Consider the following 25297-nt stretch of genomic DNA (forward strand, 5'->3'; position numbering starts at 1 on the left):
CGGAACGGCCCAACAGCCGCGAAGACAAACCCCGCTGACCGGGAATCAGGCCCGAAAGGATCTGATAGAGTCAGAACCGCCGGAAAGGGAAACGCGAGAGCGGGAACCTGGAAAGCGCCGAGGAAATCGGATCGGAAAAGGATCTGATAGAGTCGGAAACGCAAGACCGAAGGGAAGCGCCCGGAGGAAAGCCCGAGAGGGTGAGTACAAAGGAAGCGTCCGTTCCTTGAGAACTCAACAGCGTGCCAAAAATCAACGCCAGATATGTTGATACCCCGTCTCCGGCCATCACGGTCGGGGCGAGGTTCCTTTGAAAAAACACAGCGAGGACGCTGTGAACGGTCGGGCTTATTCCGCCTGACTGTTCCGCTCTCGTGGTGTCGTCCCGATTACGGGAAAACATTCACGGAGAGTTTGATCCTGGCTCAGGACGAACGCTGGCGGCGTGCTTAACACATGCAAGTCGAACGATGAACCACTTCGGTGGGGATTAGTGGCGAACGGGTGAGTAACACGTGGGCAATCTGCCCTGCACTCTGGGACAAGCCCTGGAAACGGGGTCTAATACCGGATATGACCGTCTTGGGCATCCTTGATGGTGTAAAGCTCCGGCGGTGCAGGATGAGCCCGCGGCCTATCAGCTTGTTGGTGAGGTAATGGCTCACCAAGGCGACGACGGGTAGCCGGCCTGAGAGGGCGACCGGCCACACTGGGACTGAGACACGGCCCAGACTCCTACGGGAGGCAGCAGTGGGGAATATTGCACAATGGGCGAAAGCCTGATGCAGCGACGCCGCGTGAGGGATGACGGCCTTCGGGTTGTAAACCTCTTTCAGCAGGGAAGAAGCGAAAGTGACGGTACCTGCAGAAGAAGCGCCGGCTAACTACGTGCCAGCAGCCGCGGTAATACGTAGGGCGCAAGCGTTGTCCGGAATTATTGGGCGTAAAGAGCTCGTAGGCGGCTTGTCACGTCGGGTGTGAAAGCCCGGGGCTTAACCCCGGGTCTGCATTCGATACGGGCTAGCTAGAGTGTGGTAGGGGAGATCGGAATTCCTGGTGTAGCGGTGAAATGCGCAGATATCAGGAGGAACACCGGTGGCGAAGGCGGATCTCTGGGCCATTACTGACGCTGAGGAGCGAAAGCGTGGGGAGCGAACAGGATTAGATACCCTGGTAGTCCACGCCGTAAACGGTGGGAACTAGGTGTTGGCGACATTCCACGTCGTCGGTGCCGCAGCTAACGCATTAAGTTCCCCGCCTGGGGAGTACGGCCGCAAGGCTAAAACTCAAAGGAATTGACGGGGGCCCGCACAAGCAGCGGAGCATGTGGCTTAATTCGACGCAACGCGAAGAACCTTACCAAGGCTTGACATACACCGGAAACGGCCAGAGATGGTCGCCCCCTTGTGGTCGGTGTACAGGTGGTGCATGGCTGTCGTCAGCTCGTGTCGTGAGATGTTGGGTTAAGTCCCGCAACGAGCGCAACCCTTGTCCTGTGTTGCCAGCATGCCCTTCGGGGTGATGGGGACTCACAGGAGACCGCCGGGGTCAACTCGGAGGAAGGTGGGGACGACGTCAAGTCATCATGCCCCTTATGTCTTGGGCTGCACACGTGCTACAATGGCAGGTACAATGAGCTGCGATACCGTGAGGTGGAGCGAATCTCAAAAAGCCTGTCTCAGTTCGGATTGGGGTCTGCAACTCGACCCCATGAAGTCGGAGTTGCTAGTAATCGCAGATCAGCATTGCTGCGGTGAATACGTTCCCGGGCCTTGTACACACCGCCCGTCACGTCACGAAAGTCGGTAACACCCGAAGCCGGTGGCCCAACCCCCTTGTGGGGAGGGAGCTGTCGAAGGTGGGACTGGCGATTGGGACGAAGTCGTAACAAGGTAGCCGTACCGGAAGGTGCGGCTGGATCACCTCCTTTCTAAGGAGCACTTCTTAGCCGGGCTTGCCTGGTTCAGAGGCCACTACGCAGGCAAACGTTCTGCGGTGGTTGCTCATGGGTGGAACGTTGATTATTCGGCCGGGTTCACGGGTCGGAGGCTGCTAGTACTGCTCGCAAGAGTGTGGAACGCATGATCTTCGGACGGGAGCTGGCCGGGCACGCTGTTGGGTATCTGAGGGAATGATTTCCCTCGTGATGCCGGCCCCAGTGCACTCCAGCCTTTGGTTGGGGGTGATGGGTGGCTGGTCGTTGTTTGAGAACTGCACAGTGGACGCGAGCATCTGTGGCCAAGTTTTTAAGGGCGCACGGTGGATGCCTTGGCACCAGGAACCGATGAAGGACGTGGGAGGCCACGATAGTCCCCGGGGAGTCGTCAACCAGGCTTTGATCCGGGGGTTTCCGAATGGGGAAACCCGGCAGTCGTCATGGGCTGTCACCCATACCTGAACACATAGGGTATGTGGAGGGAACGCGGGGAAGTGAAACATCTCAGTACCCGCAGGAAGAGAAAACAACCGTGATTCCGGGAGTAGTGGCGAGCGAAACTGGATGAGGCTAAACCGTATACGTGTGAGACCCGGCAGGGGTTGCGTATGCGGGGTTGTGGGATCTCTCTTCTGTTGTCTGCCGGCAACAGGACGAGTCAGAAACCGTTGATGTAGGCGAAGGACATGCGAAAGGTCCGGCGTAGAGGGTAAGACCCCCGTAGTCGAAACGTCAGCGGCTCGTTTGAGAGACACCCAAGTAGCACGGGGCCCGAGAAATCCCGTGTGAATCTGGCGGGACCACCCGCTAAGCCTAAATATTCCCTGGTGACCGATAGCGGATAGTACCGTGAGGGAATGGTGAAAAGTACCCCGGGAGGGGAGTGAAATAGTACCTGAAACCGTGTGCCTACAAGCCGTGGGAGCGTCGGAAGCAAGCTTGCTTGTTTCTCGTGACTGCGTGCCTTTTGAAGAATGAGCCTGCGAGTTTGCGGTGTGTTGCGAGGTTAACCCGTGTGGGGAAGCCGTAGCGAAAGCGAGTCCGAATAGGGCGTTTTAGTAGCGCGCTCAAGACCCGAAGCGGAGTGATCTAGCCATGGGCAGGTTGAAGCGGAGGTAAGACTTCGTGGAGGACCGAACCCACCAGGGTTGAAAACCTGGGGGATGACCTGTGGTTAGGGGTGAAAGGCCAATCAAACTCCGTGATAGCTGGTTCTCCCCGAAATGCATTTAGGTGCAGCGTCGTGTGTTTCTTGCCGGAGGTAGAGCACTGGATAGGCGATGGGCCCTACCGGGTTACTGACCTTAGCCAAACTCCGAATGCCGGTAAGTGAGAGCGCGGCAGTGAGACTGTGGGGGATAAGCTCCATGGTCGAGAGGGAAACAGCCCAGAGCATCGACTAAGGCCCCTAAGCGTACGCTAAGTGGGAAAGGATGTGGAGTCGCAGAGACAACCAGGAGGTTGGCTTAGAAGCAGTCACCCTTGAAAGAGTGCGTAATAGCTCACTGGTCTAGTGATTCCGCGCCGACAATGTAGCGGGGCTCAAGCGTACCGCCGAAGTCGTGTCATTCACACAATAGGGCCAACGCCTGTGTGGATGGGTAGGGGAGCGTCGTCTGCCGGGTGAAGCAGCACCGGAAGGTAGTTGTGGACGGTTGACGAGTGAGAATGCAGGCATGAGTAGCGATACACACGTGAGAAACGTGTGCGCCGATTGACTAAGGGTTCCTGGGTCAAGCTGATCTGCCCAGGGTAAGTCGGGACCTAAGGCGAGGCCGACAGGCGTAGTCGATGGATAACCGGTTGATATTCCGGTACCCGCTGTGAAGCGTCAAACATTGAATCCAATGATGCTAAGTCCGTGAAGCCGCCCTGGAGCCTTCGGGCAAAGGGGAGTGGTGGAGCCGACGAACCTATCTGGTAGTAGGTGAGTGATGGGGTGACGCAGGAAGGTAGTCCATCCCGGGCGGTGGTTGTCCCGGGGTAAGGGTGTAGGACGTCAGGTAGGTAAATCCGCCTGGCAATAGTCTGAGACCTGATGCCGAGCCGATTGTGGTGAAGTGGATGATCCTATGCTGTCGAGAAAAGCCTCTAGCGAGTTTCATGGCGGCCCGTACCCTAAACCGACTCAGGTGGTCAGGTAGAGAATACCGAGGCGTTCGGGTGAACTATGGTTAAGGAACTCGGCAAAATGCCCCCGTAACTTCGGGAGAAGGGGGGCCACGCCTGGTGATGAGTCTTGCACTCTGAGCTGGGGGTGGCCGCAGAGACCAGCGAGAAGCGACTGTTTACTAAAAACACAGGTCCGTGCGAAGCCGTAAGGCGATGTATACGGACTGACGCCTGCCCGGTGCTGGAACGTTAAGGGGACCGGTTAGTCACTCTTCGGGGTGGCGAAGCTGAGAACTTAAGCGCCAGTAAACGGCGGTGGTAACTATAACCATCCTAAGGTAGCGAAATTCCTTGTCGGGTAAGTTCCGACCTGCACGAATGGCGTAACGACTTCTCGACTGTCTCAACCATAGGCCCGGTGAAATTGCACTACGAGTAAAGATGCTCGTTTCGCGCAGCAGGACGGAAAGACCCCGGGACCTTTACTACAGTTTGATATTGGTGTTCGGTTCGGCTTGTGTAGGATAGGTGGGAGACTTTGAAGCGGGCACGCCAGTGTTCGTGGAGTCGTCGTTGAAATACCACTCTGGTCGTGCTGGATGTCTAACCTGGGTCCGTGATCCGGATCAGGGACAGTGTCTGATGGGTAGTTTAACTGGGGCGGTTGCCTCCTAAAGAGTAACGGAGGCGCCCAAAGGTTCCCTCAGCCTGGTTGGCAATCAGGTGTTGAGTGTAAGTGCACAAGGGAGCTTGACTGTGAGACCGACGGGTCGAGCAGGGACGAAAGTCGGGACTAGTGATCCGGCGGTGGCTTGTGGAAGCGCCGTCGCTCAACGGATAAAAGGTACCCCGGGGATAACAGGCTGATCTTCCCCAAGAGTCCATATCGACGGGATGGTTTGGCACCTCGATGTCGGCTCGTCGCATCCTGGGGCTGGAGTCGGTCCCAAGGGTTGGGCTGTTCGCCCATTAAAGCGGTACGCGAGCTGGGTTTAGAACGTCGTGAGACAGTTCGGTCCCTATCCGCTGTGCGCGTAGGAGTCTTGAGAAGGGCTGTCCCTAGTACGAGAGGACCGGGACGGACGAACCTCTGGTGTGCCAGTTGTTCTGCCAAGGGCATGGCTGGTTGGCTACGTTCGGGAGGGATAACCGCTGAAAGCATCTAAGCGGGAAGCCTGCTTCGAGATGAGGACTCCCACCCACTTGATGGGGTAAGGCTCCCAGTAGACGACTGGGTTGATAGGCCGGATCTGGAAGCACCGTGAGGTGTGGAGGTGACCGGTACTAATAGGCCGAGGGCTTGTCCTCAGTTGTTCGCGTCCACTGTGTTAGTTCTGAGGCAACGACCGTGTTTTTTCCGGTTTAACTTCATAGTGTTTCGGTGGTTATAGCGTGAGGGAAACGCCCGGTTACATTCCGAACCCGGAAGCTAAGCCTTACAGCGCCGATGGTACTGCAGGGGGGACCCTGTGGGAGAGTAGGACGCCGCCGAACAAATTTTAGAAAAGGCCCACACCTTACGGTGTGGGCCTTTTTGTGTTGCTACGGTGGCCGTCATGAGCACCACGAATCCCGGGGCCTACATCATCCGGTCCATACGCGCCGATGAGTGGCCGGCCGCGAAGGAGCTGCGGCTTGCCGCGCTGCGGGACCCGGTCGCGCCGATCGCCTATCTGACGACCTATGAGGAGGCCGTGGCCCAGCCCGACGCCTTCTGGCAGGAGCGGGCCGCCGGGGCCTGCGAGGGGGCCGAGAAGGCGCAGACCATCATCGCCGAGGGGCCGGACGGGCGGTGGGTCGGGACGCTGACCGTGCTGGTCGAGGAGCCGGGGACGACCGACTGGGCGGGGTTTCCGGTGGAGCGTAAGCAGGGGCATGTCGTCGCTGTGTTCGTACGGCCCGAGGAGCGCGGGATCGGGCTGACCGAGGTGCTGTTCGACGCCGCTCTGCAGTGGTCGTGGGCGCGCGGTGCGGAGCGCGTGCGGCTGATCGTGCATGAGGAGAACGGGCGGGCCCAGCGGTTCTACCGGAAGGTCGGGTTCGTGCCGAGCGGGCTCACGGTGCCGCTCGCCGGGAAGCCGGGGGAGTCCGAGCTGGAGTTCGTCCTCGAGCGGCCGTGAGGGGCTGACGTGATGGGCTGAGCCGGCAACTGTGTGGTTCAGGCGGGGAGTTCGTCATGTGGCCAGCGGGAGCGGGCCTGTTCGCGGGACCGGAGCAAGGCCAGGGTCGGCATGCCCCGGTCCGCTCCGGTGGCCAGCAGCTCCGGGAGCTGGGGAAGCGGAGCCACGGCGGCGACGTCGTCCAGGACGAGCGTCAGTGGTGGGTCGAGGCGACCGGGGGATGACCGTTCGGCCATGCGCCGACCGCGCTCGACCACGCTTGCGGCGAGGGCCGTCAGGAGTGGCATGGCGCCCGGGTTGGCTCGGGGGTCCTCGATGGATTCACCCACCACATAAAGCGTGCCCGCTTCATGGACGAAGGAATCCAAGGTGAGGGCATCAGTTCGGTTTGGAGTGCAGGACTCTCGGATGTTGACCATGGAGAGGGCGGAGAGGGCGCGGGTCGTCAGCTCCTGGGCCATGTCCCGGCGTTCGGGGTGGGCTGTGAGGGCGGCTTCGAGTTCGCCCGCCGCGCCTGGGGCCGCCTTCGGGTTGGTTCGGAGGATGCGTACGGCGTCCTGGATCTGGCCGCCCTGGGACCAGCGGTGGACGTGGCGGATGGTGCGGCCGTCGATCGCCGCGGCGTGGAGGTAGCTGCGCAGGAGCGTTTCCGCCGTGTCACTGACCGCTTGGTCGAGGCGGGAGGTGGGGCGGACCGGGGTCAGGAGTGCGGTGGCTCTGGAGACCGCTGTTTGTTTGTCCTCGCAGCCCGTGGTGGGGGACCAGTGGAGGCGGGACGGGGTGTCGCAGAGATGCGTGGGGTCGTAGAGGAGTACCGGGCCCAGTTTTGCGCGGGCGTCCTTCGTGTCCTGCCAAAGCGCCGGGTTCGACGTGACTACGAGGGTGGGGCCTTCCGCGTCCTGTACGGCCTGGGTCGCGGTTGACTGGCGGCTTTCTCTTGTGGCTACCACAAGCCTGTGCGCCGCCGGTTCGCTGAGTCCGCGGGGTGTGGGGACCGTCGTCGGCCGGTCGGCATCGGGATGCCCCGTCGGCTGCGACTGCGGCTGGGGCTCCGTTCTGGGCGCCGGTACGGCGTGCGGTGCGGGTACATCGTGTGGGGCGGGTACGTCGTGTGGTGCGGGTACGTCGTGCGGTATCGGTGCTGATGCCTCCGTACCCTCCGCTGTTCCCTCGCGCCGCCCCGCTCTGACCGCCCGCCACCGTGCCACTGTCCCCAGCACGAACACGGTCAGCACGATCAGGACCATCAGCTGGCCGATGAACAGCCCCCAGAACAGGCCGTACCCGGAGAGCTGCTCGCTCGGTGTCTCCGGCCATGCGCCCGGGATGTCGTGGGGCTGTGCGATCAGGGAGCGCATGGCCAGGGGCGTGTGGGTGAACGTGACGCCGGAGGGCCAGGAGCCGTGGGCGAACAGGGCTGCGAGGCCCGTGGCCGTCCAGACGAGCAGGGTCATGCCGAGGAGGAAGGCGAGTAGGCCGATGAGCAGGCCGTCGGGGATGCCTCCTTGGCCGTCCCGGTGGTCCCTGTGCTCCCGGTGTGCTCGTCGGTCGTCCGGTCTCACGCTGCTCCCTTCGCCCTACGCCACCGTCGATTCGGAGTCGCCGAGGTGCTGTTCCACGAAGGCCGCCGCCCGTTCCTCCGCCTCCAGCTCGGCGGCGCGCAGGGCGTCGTCGGCCAGGTCGCGGTCGGCGGACGACTCCGTCATCGCGCGGTCGGTGAAGACCAGCGGGCGTTCCGTCTCGGTGACCAGGTGTTTGACGACCTGGACATTGCCGTTGACGTCCCAGACGGCGATGCCGGGAGTGAGGGAGGGGATGATCTCCACCGCCCACCGCGGCAGGCCCAGCACGCGGCCCGTCGCCCTCGCCTCGTCCGCCTTCTGGGCGTAGATCGTCCTGGTCGAGGCCATCTTCAGGATCGCGGCCGCCTCCTTCGCCGCCGCTCCGTCCACGACGTCCGACAGGTGGTGGACGACGGCGACGAAGGACAGGCCCAGGCGTCGGCCGAACTTCAGCAGGCGCTGGAAGAGTTGGGCCACGAAGGGGCTGTTGATGATGTGCCAGGCCTCCTCGACCAGGAAGATGCGCTTCTTCCGGTCGGGGCGGATCCAGGTGTGCTCCAGCCAAACGCCGACGATCGCCATCAGGATCGGCATGGCGATCGAGTTGCGGTCGATGTGGGACAAATCGAACACAATGAGCGGCGCGTCGAGGTCGATGCCGACCGTCGTGGGGCCGTCGAACATGCCGCGCAGGTCACCGTCGACCAGACGGTCCAGCACCAGCGCCACGTCCAGGCCCCACGCCCGTACGTCGTCTATGGCGACGTTCATCGCCTCCGCCGACTCCGGCTCGGGGTGTCGTAGCTGCTCGACGATGTCGCTCAACACCGGCTGGCGCTCGACGATCGTTTCGTTGACGTAGGCGTGCGCGACCTTCAGGGCGAAGCCCGAGCGCTCGTCGAGGCCGTGGCCCATCGCGACCTCGATGATCGTCCGGAGCAGGGCGAGCTGGCCCGTCGTCGTGATCGCGGGGTCGAGCGGGTTGAGGCGGATGCCCATGTCCAGGGCCGCCATCGGGTCCAGGCGGATGGGGGTTATTCCCAGCTCCTGCGCGATGAGGTTCCACTCGCCTACGCCGTCCTCGCCCTGGGCGTCGAGGACGACGACCTGGCGGTCGCGGAAGCGCAGCTGGCGCAGGACGTACGTCTTCTCCAGCGCGGACTTGCCGTTTCCGGACTCGCCGAGGACCAGCCAGTGCGGGGCGGGGAGCTGCTGGCCGTACAGCTGGAAGGGGTCGTAGATGTAGCCCTTGCCGGAATACACCTCGCGGCCGATGATCACCCCCGAGTCACCGAGACCCGGCGCGGCGGTCGGGAGGTAGACCGCCTGGGCCTGGCCCGTCGACGTGCGCACCGGCAGCCGGGTCGTCTCGACCTTCCCGAAGAGGAAGGACGTGAAGGCGTCGGTGAGGACGGACAGCGGGTCCCGCATCAGGTCCTACCTCCGAATGCCGGTGGCGAAGGGGAGCGTGTTGACGAATGCCCGGTGATGCTCGCGGTCGCACCACTCCAGCTTCAGATACGACTTTCCGGCCGACGCCCGGATGGTCCGCTTGTCGCGGGCCAGGGCCTCGGGGGAGCGGGAGGAGACGGTGATGTAGCCGACCAGGTTGACGCCGGCGGCACCGCTCGCGAGGTCTTCGCCTCGCTGGTCGAGGCGGTTGTGGGCGGCGATGTCGCGCGGGTCGACGGTGCGGTTCATCTTGGCGGCGCGGCTGGCCTCCGCCTCGTCGTTGGTCTTCTCGGTCAGCATGCGTTCGATGGCTACCTCGGTGGGTTCGAGGTCCATCGTCACGGCGACCGTTCGGATGACGTCCGGGGTGTGGACCAGCAGCGGCGCCAGGAAGTTGACGCCGACCGGGGTCATCGGCCACTCCTTCACCCAGGCGGTGGCGTGGCACCAGGGCGCGCGGGTGGAGGACTCCCGGGTCTTGGCCTGCAGGAACGTGGGCTCCATGGCGTCCAGCTCGGCCGGCCAGGCGTTGCGCTTCGTCATCGCCTGGATGTGGTCGATCGGGTGGTCCGGGTCGTACATGGAGTGGATGAGCGAGGCCAGACGGCCCTGGCCGAGCGGCTGGCGGACGCGGATGTCCGCCTCCTGCAGGCGCGAGCAGATGTCGGTCAGCTCGCGGGCCATGACGACCGCGAGGCCGGCGTCCCGGTCGACCTTGCCGCCGTGCGGGCGGGCCGCGCGGGCCATCGCCTGTGCCTCGGCGGCCAGTTCGCGGGTGAAGTGCATGCAGGCGACGAGGTAGGCGCGGTGCTGCTCGCTGCTCGTCGACACCATCGACTGGAGCTGGTCGTACGACTGCTGCAGCCAGCCCAGGGCCCGGTCGTCGCCGCGTACGGCGACGTCCTTGGCGTGGGCGTCGGGGTCGGCGGGGAGGGTGCGGGCGAGCATCTGGAGGCGGGTGACGAAGCCGTCGCCGTTGGCCACGTGCTTGAGGAGGGTGCCGAAGCGGTCGACGAGGGCTTCCTGGTCCTCGGAGTCGCGCAGGCCCACGCCGGGGCCCTCGATCTCGATCGCGGCCGTGACCGTGCGGCGGTCGGCGTGCAGGAGCACGGCGATCTCGTCCGGCCCGAAGGGGGCGGCCAGCCAGGTGATACGGCCGATGCCGGGCGGCGGGCCGACCTCGACCTCGCGCCCGTCGAGGTGGGTGCCGGCCTCGACGGCGCCGGAGCGGTAGGTCGTGCCCTGGCGGAGGGTGCGCTTGTAGCTGCGGTTGATCTCGAACCACTTGTAGAAGGTCCGCTGCTTGTACGGCACGTAGACCGCGGCCAGCGCGAGCATCGGGAAGCCCATCAGCAGCACGATGCGCAGGGACAGGACGGGGACGAGGAGTCCGCACATCATGCCGAGGAACGCGCCCCCGATGATCAGCGCGATCTCGCCGGTCTCGCGGTTGCGGCCGACGATCGCGTTCGGCCGGGCGCGGCCGATCAGATATGTACGGCGGGGCGTGACCGCGTGGGACACGTGGGACTCGGTCGTCAACGCCCGTCACCTCCTGAACGGTTGCTGCTGCTGTTACGGGTGTTGCTGGCGTGCGGGGTGTTCACCGGGCTGCTCGAACGGGGTGCGGGTGCGGCGGAGGGGACAGATCCGCCGCCTGAGTTCGAGGAGCGCGAGCTGTGCGCGGCGACGCCGCCGGAGACGGGGTTGGACGGGCGGGAGCCGCCTTGGCTTCCGCCGCCGTTGTTGTCCGCGCGGGTGCTGTGTGTCTTGATGCCCTGGGCGACCAGGGACGCCGGGGAGCTGATGACCGCGGCGGCCTTGCCCTCGGCGCCGCGCATGATGCGGTTGTTGCGGGAGCCGGCGATCTCGTCGCCGAAGCCCGGGACGAAGCGGTAGATCATCGCGCTGGCGAAGATGGCGAGCAGGATGATGGCCAGGCCGGAGACGACGGCCGAGAAGGCGTCCGGGCCGTCGTCGGCGGACAGCGCGCCGGCCAGGCCGAGCACTATGACGATGACCGGCTTCACGAGGATGACGGCGATCATGATGCCCGCCCAGCGGCGGACGTGGCCCCACAGGTTCTTGTCGACCAGGCCCGCGTAGACGACGGTGCCGAGGAGGGCGCCGACGTAGAGCAGGGCGGCGCGGATGACGAGCTCCAGCCAGAGGATGCCGGCGGCGAGGATGGAGACCAGGGACACCACGATCAGCATGATCGGGCCGCCGCCGATGTCCTCGCCCTTCTCCAGGGCGCCGGCGAAGGTGCCGAAGAAGGTGTCCGTCTGGTCGCCCGTCGCCTTCGCGAGGACCTCTGTGACGCCGTCCGTGGCCGATACGACCGTGTAGAGGATCAGCGGTGTGAACGCGGACGCGAGGACGGTGAGCCAGAGGAAGCCGATCGCCTCGGAGATCGCGGTGGTGAGGGGGACGCCTCGGACGGCTCGCTTGGCCACGGCCAGGAGCCAGAGGAGGAGCGTGAGGATCGTCGATGCCGCGAAGACGACCGCGTACTGCTGGAGGAACTTGGTGTTCGTGAAGTCGACGTTCGCGGTCTCCTTCACGGCCTCGCTGAGCTGCTTGACGGTCCAGCCGGCGGCGTCGGCGCAGCCCTTGGCGAGGGAGGAGAGGGGGTCGAGGGTGGAGGTGGGGTCGGTGAGGGAGGGGGTGTTGCCGGTGCGGCTGCCTGAGCCGGCGTCTTTTTCGCAGTAGTCCTTGGCGGGGCCGACGATGAGGTCGCAGTTGTCGCCCGACGGGGTCGGTGAGGGTGTGGGCGCGGCGGTGGCACGCGTGGCCAGCAGTACGACTGTGGTCTGTACGGCGGTGAAGGCGGCGGCGACCTTGAGTACGCGGCCGGGGTTATCGGGCATACGTGAACCCTCCGTACTCCTCGACGGCCTTGGCCATCTCATCGGCGCTGGACGCCCTGTTGTCCCCGGGAACGGGTGCGGGGCCGTCCTTCTGGGAGAAGCTCTCGACCTTCCAGTCACTGTTTGCCCAGCGAAGCTGGAGCGTCATGGTGAACCAGTCGCTGCTGGCGGGATTGGTCGAGTTCTCCCCGGCCATGCCGAACACCCCGGTGCACCAGACCTCGACGGTCGCCGCGGAGTCCGAGTAGCTCGTGACCTTGGTGCCGATCGGCACGGTGCGTGAGACGTAGGTGTTGCCCGCCGTCGCGTTGCCGTTCTCGTCCAGGCCGATGCTGCTCAGGAATGCTTGGGAGTACGCCTTGTCGAACTTGGCCGCGAGCTCGGCCTGCTTGTCGGCGACGAAGACCTGCTGGATGATCTCGGCCCGCCGGGCCGGCTTGAGGATGTCGGCGGAGACCAGCGACACCGCATAGTTGGCCGCCGCGCTCTGCACCCCTTGCTCATCCTGCGCGAACCCCGCCGGAATCCCCCCGGCCTTCCCCGCCACCGGGCGCGAACCGCTCGCCGCCGTAGTCGAGGAATTCGGCTGGTTTTCGTCCCCCGCCGTTGAACCGGAGTCATCGCCTCCACGGTTCGCGAAGGCGATCGCGGCGATGAGGAGGACGACCACGCCGACCACGGTGACCAGGCTCCGGGACGACGAGCGGCCGCCTCGCCGTGCGCCGCCGTACACGTCAGCGCCGCTCTCCGGCAGCCGTGTGCGGGTCTGACCGGTGCCTGCGTAACCGCCGGAGGTCTCCGGTTCGTCTCCGAGAGTCATGCCGCGTACGCCCCCTCGACGTCGGACGAAAACACGTAGGAGTACGACGGTAGCCGTGCTGGTTCCCGCGTGGGCGCGGTGTGGTGACTCGACATCAGGGAAACGCAACCTCAGCCGGTGAGCACGACGGGTGGGTGGGGGACTGGGAGGACCGGGCGTGCCCGGAGCGGACGGAGGGAAGGGAGTGGACGGAGGGGACGCGGCCGCCTAGACGGCCATGCCGTACACGATGGTGAACAGTGTGCCCAGTGAGCCGATGATGAAGACGCCCGTCAGGCCGGCGATGATCAGACCCTTGCCCTGCTCCGCGCTGAACGTGTCGCGCAGCGCCGTGGCGCCGATGCGCTGTTTGGCCGCACCCCAGATGGCGATGCCGAGGCAGAGCAGGATGGCCACCGCCATCACGACCTCGATCATCACCTTCGCCTCGTTGCCGAGGCTGCCGAAGGGGCCCCAGTCCGGAGCGATCCCGCCGATGATGGTGTTGATGTCGCCCTTGTCGGCCGCAAACAGCATGTAAGTCACCGCCCCTGTTGGGTAGTTCCGCAGTCCCCTGCGGTGCGCAGAGGTCAGGCCTCATTCTCGCCGACAATGGCGCCGTCGTATGTCGACTTGGCGTCATTGATGGGCGGGATTCGTACGAATACCTCGTACGGTCACTCTGTGTATCACGGCAGGTCACCCCGGGCAATGATGCCTGAGCGGAACCTGTGGTGTGGTTCCGTCGTTAGCCCTCTTTCACGCCGGGGGCCGTTTCTGACGGCCGGTCGGGTGAGTGGTCGTGCCCGTGTTCTGCGGGTGAAGGCTATCCCGGCATGGCGAACGGGCCATGGCGGGGTGCCGTGGCCCGTACTGGTCAGGGCTGGTGACGGAGGGTCAGCCGGTGAAGGCGTCCAGGCCCTGCGGGGTGCCCCAGCCGGTGGGGCCGTCGTAGCCGGTACCGGCGGTGCAGAAGTACGACGTGGAGCAGGTGCCGTTGTTGCCGGAGGTGACGTCGTTGAGGGCGGACGTTCCGGCCGCGTTGTACGGGTACTGCGCGGGGTAGTCGCTGGTGCCCGGCGTGCCCGCGAGGGCGTAGACGCCCGCGATGATCGGGGCGGAGGCGCTTGTGCCGCCGAAGGTGTACCAGCCGGCGGTGACGCCGTAGGAGTCGTAGACCGAGACGCCGGTCGCCGGGTCCGCGACGGCCGAGACGTCCGCGATCGTGCGCTTGCCGCAGCCGCTGTCGGTCTGCCAGCTGGGCTTCGCGTCGTAGGCGGAGCAGCCGGAGCCGGTTCCTTCGGTGCTGCTCGTCTTCCAGACGGATTCCGTCCAGCCTCGGGACGTGGAGGAGGTGGACAGCTTCGTGCCGCCCACGGCGGTGACGTACCGGGACGCGGCCGGGTACTCGGCGCCGTAGGCCGAGTCGCCGGCGCTGACGGTGATGGCGACGCCCGGGTGGTTGAAGTACGTCGAGTCGTACGAGGTGTCCGACGAGGACTCCGAGCCGCCGTAGCTGTTGGAGACGTATTTGGCGCCCAGTCTGACCGCCTCGTTCACCGCTGTGCCCAGGTCTTCCATGGACGCGGAGGACGCCTCCACCAGCAGGATGTTGCAGTTCGGGCAGGTGGCGCTCGCCATGTCGACGTCGAGGGAGATCTCCTGGGCCCAGCCGCTGTCGGCGGAGGGGAGGGAGGTGGTGGAGCCGGTCTGGCCGACCTTCTTGAAGCAGCCGTTGGAGGTGGTGCAGGCGGGGAGGCCGTAGTACGAGCGGTATTTGGCCAGGTCGGCCTCGGCGTTCGGGTCGTCGTACGCGTCGACGATCGCGATGGTCTCGCCGGAGCCGTTGGAGGCGGCGGCGGATGTGAGGCCGTAGGCGTCCTGGAGGTCGGACGGGCCGTAGCCGGAGGGGGTGGTGGCGTCACCGGCCTTGGGGGTCGTGCCGTCCTTGGCCGCTCGCTGTTTCTCGAAGGCCGTGGTGCCGCCGGTCACGCGGACCGAGTTGCAGGCCAGGTCGCCCTTGTGTTTGGGCGTGGCGCAGGGGGTGGCGGTCCAGGTGACCTTCGCGGTGGCGGGGGTCTTCTGCGGGGTGGCGCTCGCGGTGCCGGCGCTTCCGAGTCCGGTGAGGACGAGTGCGGCGGTTGCCGCTGCGGTGGCGGCCGTGGAAGTGATGCGGCGCCATCTGCCGTGGGTCTTGGGTGGGTTGGGGGTCGTCGTACGCAACGTACAGCCTCCGGTGAGTGGGGGAAGAGGCCTGCGGGTGGAGGGTCCACCGGTGTGGTTCCCGGTGGGGGCGGCGGCCCGCCGACGACTGTTGCTTGTTGAGTACGTGACAACAAGGTGGGTTTCGGAATCCTGACTTCTGCATTGCTCAGGGGCGTTGGGGATTGCTGATCAATGGCGCGGGGATGGGTGGGGGATGGCTCGGGCTTGACCCTCGGGCTGTTGCTGTCAGCGGGGCTTCAAGCCGTGCAGCAGGTGGTGGACCAAGCCCTCCACGCCCGCCAGGGCCGCTTCCGGGGTCAGCCAGCCGCCGGCGATGAAGCCGGCCACGCCGTGCAGGGCCGCACCCGTGACGAGGTTGAGTTCCTCGGGGTCGCCCTCGATGATCTCGCCGCGTGTCTGGGCGTCCGCGAGGACCCGTTCGATGCTGCCGACCGTCTGCTCGACGGCGGTGGCCATCTGCTCGGAGGCGTCGGGGTCGTGCTTGCGGGCGTACATGAGCTCCAGGAGCTCGGCGTTGTCGATGGCGAAGCTGAGGTAGGCCCGTGCGAGGGCGGTGAGGCGCGGTTCCAGGGGGAGCGAGGCGTCGTCTGCTGTGTTCAGCGCCTGGGCGAGCCGCTCGTATCCGGTCAGGGCCAGGGCGTTGAGCAGGGCCTGCTTGTCCTTGAAGTGGCGGCCGGGGGCGGCGTGGCTGACGCCGACCTCGCGGGCCAGTTCGCGCAGTGAGAGGGAGCCGGCGCCCTTGTCGCGCAGGGTGCGTTCCGCTGCCGCGAGCAGGGCGGCGCGCAGGTCTCCGTGGTGATAGGGGCGGCTCTCGGGCATGTGGACCATCGTAACTTGATGTTGGCGGTGCCATCTTTGTTGGCGTCGTCAGCATTGTTGTCGTTGGCACCATTGTTGTCATTGACAGCATTGTTGGCGGCGCCTACATTCGAGGGTATGGCTGAGAAGACGAAGAGCAAGCAGACATGGGACGCGGCGAGCCTCCCCGACCTCGTCGGCCGCACCGCCGTCGTCACCGGCGCCAACAGCGGGATCGGTCTCAGGGCGGCGGACGCCCTGGCGCGAGCGGGTGCGCACGTCGTGTTCGCCGTACGGGATCCGGAGCGGGGCCGGGCGGCAGCTGCGACGGTGAACGGCAGCACCGAGGTGCGGCGCCTGGATCTGGCGGATCTGTCTTCCGTGCGGGAGTTCGCGGATGCGTGGCGGGGGCGGCCGCTGGATCTGCTGATCAACAACGCGGGCGTGATGATGGTGCCGCAGCAGCGGACGGCGGACAGCTTCGAGATGCAGTTCGGCACGAACCACCTGGGCCACTTCGCGCTGACGAACCTGCTGCTGCCGTACGTCACGGACCGGGTGGTGACGGTGTCGTCCGGCGCCCACCGCTGGGGCGACGCCCGGATCCGTTTCGAGGACCTCGACTTCTCGTCGGACTACAACCCGCAGCGTGCCTACGCCCAGTCGAAGCTGGCGAACCTGCTCTTCACGCTGGAACTCCAGCGCCGTCTGGCGGAGGCCGGTTCTTCGGTGCGTGCCCTGGCGGCCCACCCCGGCTACGCCGCCACCAACCTCCAGAGCCATGCGGCGAACCCGGTGATGCGCGGGTTCATGAAGATCGGCAACAGGTTCTTCGCCCAGGACGACAAGGCCGGTGCGCTGCCGACGTTGTACGCGGCGACTCAGGATCTGCCCGGCGCGAGCTACGTCGGTCCGGACGGGCTCGGGGAGATGCGGGGGGCGCCGACGCTGGTGGGGCGGACCGCGGCGGCGAGTGATGCGGGCGTGGCGCGGCGGTTGTGGACGGTGTCGGAGGAGCTGACCGGGGTGCGTTGGCCGGTGGGGCAGGTGGTGGCGGCCGAGCGGTAGTGCGCCGCTGGCCGCCACGGTCAGGTCACGACTCCGGCTGGGTCACGACTCCGGCTGGGTCACGGTCAGCGCCCACCGGATGTTGTCCGCCGACGCGTCGACGGACACCTGGAAGGAACCGGCGCGCACCACGCCGGGGTCCATGGTCACCGAGCCGACCCCGGCCTCCCCGGCCGGACAGTCGACGGAGAACGCGGCGACCTCGGCGTCCTGTGACCGCATGGTCACCCGCACATCGCCGTCCCCCTCGCACGCCACGGTGAGCACGGTCGGCAGGCTCTCCCACACGCCCGCCGACACGACACCGCCGTCCCCCGTCCACTCCTCCACCCACACCAGGCCCTCCGGCCCGGGGTGGGGCAGCAGGACATCGTCCGTCGCGGAGGCGGGCGCCGCCCCGAGGCCGGTCAGTGCGCAGGCCGCCAGTGCGGTCATGGCCAGGGCTCTACTGGTCCGTCTCATGGTTGTTCCCCCTGTTGGTCAGTTGGATCTGCCGGTCCGCAGATCGTCCACAGTCTGCCGTGGGGGATGACCTTGTGCCGGTGTTTTCGTACGCTGAGCGCTACTCGGCCGCCAGTGCCTCCCGCATGGCCTTCGCCGTGGTGGCCGGGTCGTAGTCCTCCGCGACGCCTTCGACCATGATGATGTCGCCCTCGATGTGCCGGGAGCGCAGGGGCGCGATCTCCTGGTAGGCGGGCGAGTCCCACCACGCCCGCGCCTCGGCGATGCCGGGGAAGCCGATCATCACGACGTCCCCGGGCCAGCTGCCCTCCTTCGTCTCGTGCGGCGTGGCGTGCACGAGGAAGCGGCCGCCGTACGGCTCGAAGGTGGCGGTGATGCGCTCGATGTACTCGGCGACCTCCGGGTGCGCGGTCGCGTTACGGAGGTGGGCTATCGCGTAGGCGGGCATGGTGTCCTTCCGGTCGGTCGGGCTCCCTGTTCTCACGAGCGTGGCATGGGGGGTTGCCGGTAGCGATTACCTGCCGGGTAATGCAGCCGGGGGGGGGGGCTAGCTGATCCCCTCGACGAAGTGGTCGAACTCTCCCGCCTGTACGCCGAGTACGAACGCGTCCCACTTGCGGCGGTTGGTGGTGACCACGTTGTCCGGATCGCTGGTCTCGCGGATGTAGACGGGGGCGTCGCCGTCGTCGCCCTCGCCGAAGGCGATCTCGATCCAGGGGCCCGGGCCGGTTGCCTCCGGCGGGGCGGCGCGTTCCCAGGTGAGGTTCGGGGGGATGTCAGGCACGGGAGGTTTCTTTCTTGAGGGTGGTCAGCAGGGCGTGGAAGGCGGCCGGGGTGGCCGTGAGTATCGCGCCGGTGGGGTCGCCGCTTTCGGTGAGATGGATCGTTTCGGTGGTGGTGGCGACGTGGACGCAGGAGTTGCCTTCGCTGCAGTAGGAGGACTTCTGCCAGGTCATGGATTCCTCACAGCTCTCGCATGACGTTGCGGATCAGGGATCGGGTCTCGTCCGGGCTCAGCGCCACGGAGTCGATTCGTTCGAAGAGCGTTCGATACTTGTGTAGCTGGCCTTCTGCATCGAGAAAAGCGACGCCGTGGGACTGGTCGAGCTGCACGGTGTCCAGCTGCGGTACCGGGCCGTACGCGTAGTAGATCGACTGTCCGGACCCTGGGTAGGCGCCGGCGTCGAAGGTGATGGCGCGAAGGGTGATGTGGTCGCGCTCGCTCATGTCGAGCAGGTACTGCAGCTGCTGTCGGGCGATCGTGGGCCCGCCGACCTTCATGCGCAGGGCCGCCTCGTGAACGATCGCCTCGTAAGGGGTGGGGTTTTCCTCGCGGTAGAGGATCGCCTGTCGCTTGATGCGGAAGGAGAGGCGGTGCTCGATGTCGGGTGGCGGTAGTTCGGTGACGGCCTGACGGAAGATTTCGAGGGCGTACTCGCGCGTCTGGAGCAGGCCGGGGATGCGGGCCGTGGTGGCGGCGAGCAATGACCGGGCGTGGTGCTCCAGTTCGGCGAGGTCGAGGAGTGAGCTGGGCAGGAGTTCGCGGTACTGCTCCCACCACCCGCGTGTGCGCTCGGAGGTCATGTCGCTGAGCGCCTCGACGAGAGGCTTGTCGGAGCAGTCGTAATGGCAGGCGATTGTGCGTACCCGCGCGGCGCTCACGCCTACGCGACCGGCCTCCATGTTGCTGACCTGCGCCTGCTTGATGCCGAGGAGTTGACCGGCGTCGGTGGAACTCAAGCCTGCACGCTCGCGCAGTTTGCGCAGCTCTGCGCCGAAGCGGAGCTGGCGACCCGTCGGGTTCCTCACGGGCTGCCGCCCTCCTTGCTGTCACTCACACGGGTGGTAGTGAAGGAGATTCCTGTATTTCAGTGAAGACCTTCACTCCATGCCGCTAGCTTACAACTGGGCCCCTCACCCAGAAGTGCACCGCCCGACGGGGCGGCACCGCCACTGGGTCATCACCCAACTCCCCACCGCGATCGGAGACTTCCATGGCCACCGTATCCCCGTCCTGGGCCTACACCCTCCAACTCCCGCGCGATCCACGCGCACCGGGGATCGCCCGCGCGACCCTCCGTACCGTCCTCGCCGCCCACGGCCTCGCCGACGCCACCCCCACCGCCGAACTCCTGGCCGCGGAACTCCTCGCCAACGCCCACCGCCACACCGCGGGCCCCTACGCCCTCCGGGTCCGCCCGATGGAGCCCGGCCGCCTGCGGGTCGCCGTATGGGACACGGACCCGAGGGTTCCGCCCGGGTTTGCTGCCGGGAGTGCCGCCGGGGGTGTGCCTCCGTGCGACGCGGAGCACGGTCGGGGCCTGCATCTCGTGCGCGCCTGCGCCGAGGCGACCGGCGTCTCGGTGTTGCGGGAGCCGGGGGCATCGGGGGGCGGGAAGTTGCTGTGGGCGGAGTGTCAGTGGGGTGACCTACTGTGATGAATCGCATGCGAAACGTGAAAGGTGGAGGGTGTCGTGGCGAAGGTTGAGCAGCGGGTCAGGAGGGTGGTTCGCACGTGTGGGGAGCAAGGCGCGGAAGAGGGTGAGGGCGCACAGTACGGTGGATTCGACGCCGAGCGGGATGTCGGACCTCCCACCGAGCCCGCGCGCGCAGTCGAAGACGCCGACGAATCGGAAGGACGGAGGCAGCGAGCGATGTCCGTGTCACCGGGCCACCGGCCCGAACCACGTCCGCGTCCGGGGCATCTGCGGCGCATCGCCGAGAAGATCGAGGCAGAGACGGGTCTGCGGGTGCAGATCGTGGGAGGAAAGCTTGTGATGTCCCCTACTCCGCGTGGGAAACACGCGGGCGTGGTGAAGCGGGTGCGGCGCCAACTTGAGAGTGCGGCTCTGCCCGAGGGGCTGGACGTATATGAAGTGTCTTCCATCGGCCTGCCCGAAGACCCGGACGACTACGTCACGCCAGACCTGATCGTCCTGCCCCTGGAATGGGAGGAGGACGAGAACTGGCTGGCCGACCCCGAGGACGCCGCGCTGGCCGTCGAAGTCATCTCCCCCTCCGAGAAGTCCCGCGAGATCAGGGACAAGGCCGACTGGTACGCCGTGGCGCGGGTCCCCGTCCTTCTTGTCGTCGATCCGCGCAAAGGCACCTGGGCCCTCCACACCCGTCCGGACAACGGGGCTTATCGGGACGTACTCCCGGGCAAGTTCGGGGAATCCGTGCGGTTGCCCGCACCGCTGGACATCGAGATCGTCACCGACGATCTCCCCGGGTACGGCGCTCCGCCGCATGGCGTCTGACGCTTCTCTCACCTTCGTCGGCCACAGTGGCGCCGATGCCCCCGATGAAACGCACAGCCCGCACCTCCCGCCCCGCCCTGTACGCCGCCACCCTCCTCCTCGCCGTCACGTCGGCCTCCACCGCGGCCGCCGACGCCGGGACCGGTCCCTTCGGGGTGACCGCCTTCGCCGTCGCGACGGCTCGGAGTGCGCGGGTCGGTGCCCTGTTCGCGGCGGACCGTCGCGCCGACCTCCGCGGCGGCCACTTCTGCACCGCGTCCGTCGTGCACAGCCCGCACCGGAACCTCGTCGTCACCGCTGCCCACTGTCTGGACGGCAGGGCGGACGAGCTCCTGTTCGTACCCGGGTACCGGAACGGCAGGGCGCCGTACGGGGTGTGGAAGGTCGGGAGGTGGTTCCTGCCGGAGGGGTGGGCGAAGGGGCGGGACGAGGACAGTGACGTGGCGTTCGGGGTCGTGGGGGAGCGGGCGGATGGGGAAGCTGTCGAGGAGGTGGTCGGGGGCGATCGGCTCGCCACGGGCACGGCCACCGGGGCTACGGCGGTGACCGTCACGGGATACCTCAACTCCCGGGAGGCGCCGATCAGTTGCACCAACAAGCCGGGCCTTCACAGTCGTACGCAGCAGCGCATCTCCTGTCCCGGCTTCAGCGGCGGGACCAGCGGAAGTCCTTGGGTCAACGGGGACGGGGCGGTCGTCGGGGTGCTGGGCGGGCACGAGGGCGGTGGGGCCACGGCGGACGTGTCGTTCAGTGTGGTGTTCGGGGCGGAGGCGGCGGAGCTGTACCAGGAAGCGGAAAGGGGTTCCCCGGCGAACTGATCTCTGTGGCAAGGTCAGTTCGGTGGACGCACTGAAGGATCGGGACCCGGCGCACATAGGCGCCTACACGCTGCTCGCACGGCTCGGGGCGGGCGGTATGGGGCAGGTCTATCTGGCTCGGTCGCCGGGTGGGCGGCTGGTCGCGATCAAAGTGATCCGGGACGAGATCACGGATCATCCGGAGGCGCTGGCGCGGTTCCGGCGGGAAGTCGAGACCGTGCGGGCCGTGCGGAGCGCGTACACGGCGAACCTGATCGACGCCTCGCTGGATGCGGCGCCGTATTGGCTGGCCACCGAGTATGTGTCGGGGCCGACGCTGGGCAGGGCGGTGGGGGAGCGCGGGGCGTTGCCGGCCGACAGCGCTCGGCGGCTGTTCGCGGCCCTGGCCGAGGCGCTGGCGAGCGTGCACGGGTACGGCGTGACGCACCGGGACCTCAAGCCGCAGAACGTGATCCTCTCGCCGCAGGGGCCGCTGCTCATCGACTTCGGGATCGCCCGTGGCGCGGCGGACACGGCCCTGACCCAGACCGGGCTCACCCCGGGGACGCCCGGGTACACCGCGCCCGAGGTGCTGATCAGCAATCAGGTGGGGGCGGCGGCGGACGTGTTCGCGCTCGGAGCGACGCTCGCTTACGCGGCGACGGGCCGTCCGCCGTTCGGTTCCGGGCCCATGCACGCGGTGTCGTACCGGGCGGTGCACGAGGACATCGACATCGCCGGCGTAGAACCGGAACTGGCCCAGCTCATACGGGAGTGCGTGGCCAAGGACCCTGCCGGACGGCCGGGGCTGGACGCGGTCATCGCGCGCTGTGCCGTGTCCTCCGCGCTCACCGAGGACCCGTTCTACGGGCGGCTCAGCGGCGATACCGAGGCTGTGCCGCAGGACCTCCAGGCGGCGGTGGCGGCGGGGCTGGTGCCGCCGGGGCACGGGGCGCCGACACCGCCGGTGTATCCGCCGACCGCCGGGCCCGGTTATGTACCGACGGCCGTCCCGGCGTACGTACCGACGCTCGCGCCTTCGGCGCCGACGGCCGTACCGGAGCGGGGCCGGTCGCGTCGTACGCCCTGGATCGTGGCCCTCGCCGTCGCGGTGGTGGTGGGGACGGCGTCCGCTGTGACCTTGCGGGTGCTGGACGGGCAGGGGGAGGAGGGCGGCGGGTCGCAGGCGCGGGGCGGCGGCTCGGCGTCGGCATCTCCGTCAGCGTCGGCGTCCGAGAGTGGCACATCCGCGGCACGGAAAGCGCCGGAGTACATCGTGCGGAACCGCCGCAACGTCGATGTCTGGAACAGCACCGACCGCAAGTGCGCGCAGGTCGGTGCGGCCAGCGCGCCCGAGGAACTCCAGTACAGCGCGGTCGACGCGGACGATCCCACGGCCGCGTCCGTCCAGGAGAGGGCGAAGATCTCCGTCCGGTTCAAGTACGCGGAGATGCTGACCAAGAGACCCGACCCGTACTACGTCTCTGTCGGAGTGAAGCCGCCGCACGACATCTCCCCCTCGACGGGCATGCCGTACAAGGCGCCGAACCAGACCATCGGCTACACCAGCAGACCGGTGGACATCTACACGCACTGGAAGGCCGGGGGGTTCATCGAGCTGACCTACCCTGACGACTTCCAGTGGCACTCGGAGACGGGCAAGCCCATTGACGCGATCCCCGTCGCCAACGACCCCGGTGACTGGACGGTCGTCTTCTACCACGTCAACGGCAGCCCGACGGACTACGAGAGCATCGGTTGCGACGGCTTCCGCGTGGGAAGCTCCTAAACTGGCGCGGGCGGACTCCCGGCGGGCGAGGGGTGGTTGACGGTGCGTAAGGCTTGGATCGTGGCGGGTGCCGCTGTCGCGGCCGGGCTCAGCTTCGTGATGCTGCTCGTCGTCGGGGTCTACGTCGTCGCCGGGAACCTCGCGGGCGGCGTGGCCGGCGGGGCCAAGACCCTCGCCAAGGGCGCTGTGCCGGCCGCGTATCAGCCGCTCGTGCAGAAGTGGGGCAATCTGTGCTCCGCCATCAACCCCGCGCTGCTCGCCGCCCAGCTGTACCAGGAGAGCGGCTTCAACCCGAAGGCCCAGAGCCCGGCGGCCGCCCAGGGCATCGCTCAGTTCATCCCGGGCACCTGGGCCACGCACGGCGTCGACGGCGACGGTGACGGCGACCGCGACGTATGGGACCCGAGTGACGCGATTCCATCGGCCGCGTCGTACGACTGCAAGCTCGCCTCGTACGTGAAGGACGTCCCCGGCGACCCGACGAAGAACATGCTCGCGTCCTACAACGCCGGGGCGTACGCGGTCATCAAGTACGGAGGTGTGCCGCCGTACAAGGAGACCCAGAACTACGTGAAGACGATCACGACTCTGGAGGAGAGCTTCGCCGCGCCAGTCAGCCGGGTCGACCCCAGCAAGCAGGCCGCCGGCGCCATCTACTACGCGCAGAAGAAGCTCGGCACGCCCTACCTGTGGGGCGGAGACGGTACTGCTGCGGACGGGGGACGGTTCGACTGCTCCGGGCTGACCAAGGCCGCTTACGAGAGTGTCGGGATCACGCTGCCGCGCGTCGCCAACGATCAGTACAACGCCGGACCGCATCCGGCCAGGAGCGAGCTGCTCCCCGGCGATCTGGTCTTCTTCTCGACGGACCCGACCAACTCGCGGGCCATCGACCATGTCGGGATTTATGTGGGCGGCGGGTACATGATCGACGCACCGAGAACGGGTGCTGTGATCCGGTTCGACCCGATCGACACCGCGAAGTACTTCGGTGCCACCCGGGTCACCGAAGATGGCGCGAAAGCGCTGCCCACAACGGTGTAGACGGAGCGTGAACCCACCCCCTGAGCTGCGGCGATGGGTATCTCTTCGATAACGTCTGCGTGATCATTCAGTGGAGTGTGGAACGTATTAACAGGAGCCGTGCGTTCCTGGTGACGTAGCCGGATCTACAACCACGGGGGTGGTGGGCGGAGCGGCGTACGCAAGATGCGCCGGAGACACGACGAAGGGGCCGCGGCATCATGGCTGGACTCGCAGAATCCGGGTCGAACCCCGACGTCGAGCTGCTCTTCGACATCAATGGCCTGGCCAAGGACGCGCCGCGCTGGTTCGACCGGGTCATGGAGTACGTCGGTGAGTACGGGCTGCTGCTCGCCCTGATCCTGCTCGCGGTGTGGTGCTGGTGGTCCGTGCGGCGGCGGGGCGAGGAGGACGCCGCCTCGTCGGTGGCCGCGCTCGTGTGGGCGCCGCTGGCCGCCGGTATCGCGGTGCTCGTGAATGTGCCCATACGCGGGTTCGTCGAGCGGCCGCGGCCGTTCAACGACCATCAAGGGCTCGAAGTCCTGGTGTCCGGCAAGACGGACTACTCGTTCGTGAGTGATCACGCGACGATCGCCATGGCCCTGGGAGTCGGGCTGTTCGTCGCGAACCGGAAGTTCGGGCTGGCCGGGGTCGGGCTCGCGCTTCTCGAAGGGTTCTGCCGGGTCTATATGGGCGTGCACTATCCGACCGACGTCGTGGGCGGGTTCGCGCTCGGTACGGCTGTCGTGCTGCTGCTGTCGCCGTTGGCCATGGCTCTGCTGACGCCCGTGATGTCCGCGATCGAGCGGTCGCCGAGGGGTGGGTGGCTGATCAGGTCGCGGGGGTTGTCCCGGGTGGGTGGGCAGGACGCGTTGATTCCGGGGGCTCGGAAGGAGTCGGCGGGGGCTGAGGAGCGGGATCTTGCGGCTTAGCTTCGCTGGGGTGGCGCGGTTGTCCTCGGTGGGTGCGGGCCGACGTCTTTGACGGCTACCGCGCCGACGTTTGTGACGGCAACCGGGCCGA

Annotated in this window: 21 protein-coding genes and 3 rRNA genes; 11 read left to right on the plus strand and 13 right to left on the minus strand. The window is 66.7% G+C overall.

The features are described from left to right. Positions 1 to 402: 402 nt before the first annotated feature. The 4 genes from QQM39_RS23705 to QQM39_RS23720 all read left to right on the plus strand — a co-directional run bounded on the left by QQM39_RS23705 (position 403) and on the right by QQM39_RS23720 (position 6168). Positions 403 to 1930 (plus strand): 16S ribosomal RNA (locus QQM39_RS23705). 306 nt (positions 1931 to 2236) lie between these two features. Beyond that, positions 2237 to 5356 (plus strand): 23S ribosomal RNA (locus QQM39_RS23710). A gap of 69 nt (positions 5357 to 5425) precedes the next feature. Then, positions 5426 to 5542, plus strand: a 5S ribosomal RNA gene (rrf, locus tag QQM39_RS23715). The 16S, 23S and 5S rRNA genes sit together here, the layout of an rRNA operon. A gap of 62 nt (positions 5543 to 5604) precedes the next feature. Next, entirely contained in the window at positions 5605 to 6168 is a 564-nt protein-coding gene (locus QQM39_RS23720; RefSeq protein ID WP_301999516.1) for a GNAT family N-acetyltransferase, read from the plus strand. 38 nt (positions 6169 to 6206) lie between these two features. Here QQM39_RS23720 and QQM39_RS23725 read toward each other — a convergent pair whose 3' ends face one another. The 8 genes from QQM39_RS23725 to QQM39_RS23760 form a co-directional block, all read right to left on the minus strand. After that, positions 6207 to 7730, minus strand: coding sequence for a type IV secretory system conjugative DNA transfer family protein (locus QQM39_RS23725; RefSeq protein WP_301999517.1), 1524 nt, complete (start codon positions 7728 to 7730; stop codon positions 6207 to 6209). Between the two features lie 15 nt (positions 7731 to 7745). Beyond that, positions 7746 to 9161: an ATP-binding protein gene (locus tag QQM39_RS23730; RefSeq protein WP_301999518.1), complete on the minus strand. Its 1416-nt coding sequence runs from the start codon at positions 9159 to 9161 to the stop codon at positions 7746 to 7748. Positions 9162 to 9167: 6 nt separating this feature from the next. Beyond that, entirely contained in the window at positions 9168 to 10724 is a 1557-nt protein-coding gene (locus QQM39_RS23735; RefSeq protein WP_301999521.1) for an SCO6880 family protein, read from the minus strand. Beyond that, positions 10721 to 12052 (minus strand): hypothetical protein, encoded by a 1332-nt coding sequence (locus QQM39_RS23740; protein WP_301999524.1) that lies wholly within the window; start codon positions 12050 to 12052, stop codon positions 10721 to 10723. Before QQM39_RS23740 ends, QQM39_RS23735 begins: the two co-directional genes overlap by 4 nt. Then, positions 12042 to 12872 carry a hypothetical protein gene (locus QQM39_RS23745; RefSeq protein ID WP_301999526.1) on the minus strand — a complete coding sequence of 277 codons (831 nt, stop codon included), beginning with the start codon at positions 12870 to 12872 and terminating at the stop codon, positions 12042 to 12044. The genes QQM39_RS23740 and QQM39_RS23745 overlap by 11 nt, the downstream gene beginning before the upstream one ends. Positions 12873 to 13079: 207 nt before the next feature. Further along, positions 13080 to 13388, minus strand: coding sequence for a hypothetical protein (locus QQM39_RS23750; RefSeq protein WP_003991275.1), 309 nt, complete (start codon positions 13386 to 13388; stop codon positions 13080 to 13082). 360 nt (positions 13389 to 13748) lie between these two features. Beyond that, positions 13749 to 15074 carry a S53 family peptidase gene (locus QQM39_RS23755; protein ID WP_301999533.1) on the minus strand — a complete coding sequence of 442 codons (1326 nt, stop codon included), beginning with the start codon at positions 15072 to 15074 and terminating at the stop codon, positions 13749 to 13751. A gap of 228 nt (positions 15075 to 15302) precedes the next feature. Continuing rightward, positions 15303 to 15905: a TetR/AcrR family transcriptional regulator gene (locus QQM39_RS23760; protein ID WP_301999535.1), complete on the minus strand. Its 603-nt coding sequence runs from the start codon at positions 15903 to 15905 to the stop codon at positions 15303 to 15305. A gap of 108 nt (positions 15906 to 16013) precedes the next feature. Between QQM39_RS23760 and QQM39_RS23765 the strand changes: the two genes are divergently transcribed. Then, on the plus strand, positions 16014 to 16943 hold the full coding sequence (locus QQM39_RS23765) for an oxidoreductase (RefSeq protein WP_301999537.1): 930 nt from the start codon (positions 16014 to 16016) through the stop codon (positions 16941 to 16943). 42 nt (positions 16944 to 16985) lie between these two features. Here QQM39_RS23765 and QQM39_RS23770 read toward each other — a convergent pair whose 3' ends face one another. The 5 genes from QQM39_RS23770 to QQM39_RS23790 all read right to left on the minus strand — a co-directional run bounded on the left by QQM39_RS23770 (position 16986) and on the right by QQM39_RS23790 (position 19214). Beyond that, the gene (locus QQM39_RS23770) at positions 16986 to 17405 is read right to left on the minus strand and encodes a hypothetical protein (protein ID WP_301999539.1); all 420 of its coding nucleotides are present in this window, start codon (positions 17403 to 17405) and stop codon (positions 16986 to 16988) included. Positions 17406 to 17505: 100 nt separating this feature from the next. Then, positions 17506 to 17853 carry a DUF1330 domain-containing protein gene (locus QQM39_RS23775; protein WP_302003704.1) on the minus strand — a complete coding sequence of 116 codons (348 nt, stop codon included), beginning with the start codon at positions 17851 to 17853 and terminating at the stop codon, positions 17506 to 17508. Between the two features lie 99 nt (positions 17854 to 17952). After that, the gene (locus tag QQM39_RS23780; protein ID WP_301999540.1) at positions 17953 to 18189 is read right to left on the minus strand and encodes a DUF397 domain-containing protein; all 237 of its coding nucleotides are present in this window, start codon (positions 18187 to 18189) and stop codon (positions 17953 to 17955) included. Next, entirely contained in the window at positions 18182 to 18361 is a 180-nt protein-coding gene (locus tag QQM39_RS23785) for a DUF397 domain-containing protein (protein WP_301999541.1), read from the minus strand. The genes QQM39_RS23780 and QQM39_RS23785 overlap by 8 nt, the downstream gene beginning before the upstream one ends. A 7-nt stretch (positions 18362 to 18368) precedes the next feature. Further along, positions 18369 to 19214: a helix-turn-helix transcriptional regulator gene (locus tag QQM39_RS23790; protein WP_301999542.1), complete on the minus strand. Its 846-nt coding sequence runs from the start codon at positions 19212 to 19214 to the stop codon at positions 18369 to 18371. Positions 19215 to 19399: 185 nt separating this feature from the next. Here QQM39_RS23790 and QQM39_RS23795 point away from each other — a divergent pair, with 185 nt between their 5' ends. From QQM39_RS23795 to QQM39_RS23820, 6 genes are all read left to right on the plus strand, one after another. Then, the gene (locus QQM39_RS23795; RefSeq protein WP_301999543.1) at positions 19400 to 19843 is read left to right on the plus strand and encodes an ATP-binding protein; all 444 of its coding nucleotides are present in this window, start codon (positions 19400 to 19402) and stop codon (positions 19841 to 19843) included. 216 nt (positions 19844 to 20059) lie between these two features. Further along, a complete protein-coding gene (locus QQM39_RS23800; protein WP_301999544.1) occupies positions 20060 to 20665 on the plus strand; it encodes a Uma2 family endonuclease in 606 nt (201 codons plus the stop codon). A 44-nt stretch (positions 20666 to 20709) separates the two neighbouring features. Further along, positions 20710 to 21483, plus strand: a complete 774-nt coding sequence (locus QQM39_RS23805) for a serine protease (protein ID WP_301999545.1) — start codon at positions 20710 to 20712, stop codon at positions 21481 to 21483. A gap of 22 nt (positions 21484 to 21505) precedes the next feature. Then, on the plus strand, positions 21506 to 23251 hold the full coding sequence (locus QQM39_RS23810; RefSeq protein WP_301999546.1) for a serine/threonine-protein kinase: 1746 nt from the start codon (positions 21506 to 21508) through the stop codon (positions 23249 to 23251). A 36-nt stretch (positions 23252 to 23287) separates the two neighbouring features. After that, positions 23288 to 24295 carry a bifunctional lytic transglycosylase/C40 family peptidase gene (locus tag QQM39_RS23815; protein ID WP_301999548.1) on the plus strand — a complete coding sequence of 336 codons (1008 nt, stop codon included), beginning with the start codon at positions 23288 to 23290 and terminating at the stop codon, positions 24293 to 24295. A 200-nt stretch (positions 24296 to 24495) separates the two neighbouring features. Next, positions 24496 to 25206, plus strand: a complete 711-nt coding sequence (locus tag QQM39_RS23820) for a phosphatase PAP2 family protein (protein WP_301999549.1) — start codon at positions 24496 to 24498, stop codon at positions 25204 to 25206. The last annotated feature ends 91 nt before the right edge of the window (positions 25207 to 25297 follow it).

It is taken from the genome of Streptomyces sp. DT2A-34 (assembly GCF_030499515.1).
GTDB lineage: Bacteria > Actinomycetota > Actinomycetes > Streptomycetales > Streptomycetaceae > Streptomyces.

Excerpts from the sequence above, each read along its gene's own strand:
- QQM39_RS23720 (WP_301999516.1), top strand. The coding sequence starts at position 5,605 with ATGAGCACCACGAATCCCGGGGCCTACATCATCCGGTCCATACGCGCC.
- QQM39_RS23730 (WP_301999518.1), bottom strand. The coding sequence starts at position 9,161 with ATGCGGGACCCGCTGTCCGTCCTCACCGACGCCTTCACGTCCTTCCTC.
- QQM39_RS23740 (WP_301999524.1), bottom strand. The coding sequence starts at position 12,052 with ATGCCCGATAACCCCGGCCGCGTACTCAAGGTCGCCGCCGCCTTCACC.
- QQM39_RS23745 (WP_301999526.1), bottom strand. The coding sequence starts at position 12,872 with ATGACTCTCGGAGACGAACCGGAGACCTCCGGCGGTTACGCAGGCACC.
- QQM39_RS23750 (WP_003991275.1), bottom strand. The coding sequence starts at position 13,388 with ATGCTGTTTGCGGCCGACAAGGGCGACATCAACACCATCATCGGCGGG.
- QQM39_RS23760 (WP_301999535.1), bottom strand. The coding sequence starts at position 15,905 with ATGGTCCACATGCCCGAGAGCCGCCCCTATCACCACGGAGACCTGCGC.
- QQM39_RS23765 (WP_301999537.1), top strand. The coding sequence starts at position 16,014 with ATGGCTGAGAAGACGAAGAGCAAGCAGACATGGGACGCGGCGAGCCTC.
- QQM39_RS23770 (WP_301999539.1), bottom strand. The coding sequence starts at position 17,405 with ATGAGACGGACCAGTAGAGCCCTGGCCATGACCGCACTGGCGGCCTGC.
- QQM39_RS23775 (WP_302003704.1), bottom strand. The coding sequence starts at position 17,853 with ATGCCCGCCTACGCGATAGCCCACCTCCGTAACGCGACCGCGCACCCG.
- QQM39_RS23785 (WP_301999541.1), bottom strand. The coding sequence starts at position 18,361 with ATGACCTGGCAGAAGTCCTCCTACTGCAGCGAAGGCAACTCCTGCGTC.
- QQM39_RS23795 (WP_301999543.1), top strand. The coding sequence starts at position 19,400 with ATGGCCACCGTATCCCCGTCCTGGGCCTACACCCTCCAACTCCCGCGC.
- QQM39_RS23800 (WP_301999544.1), top strand. The coding sequence starts at position 20,060 with ATGTCCGTGTCACCGGGCCACCGGCCCGAACCACGTCCGCGTCCGGGG.
- QQM39_RS23805 (WP_301999545.1), top strand. The coding sequence starts at position 20,710 with ATGAAACGCACAGCCCGCACCTCCCGCCCCGCCCTGTACGCCGCCACC.
- QQM39_RS23820 (WP_301999549.1), top strand. The coding sequence starts at position 24,496 with ATGGCTGGACTCGCAGAATCCGGGTCGAACCCCGACGTCGAGCTGCTC.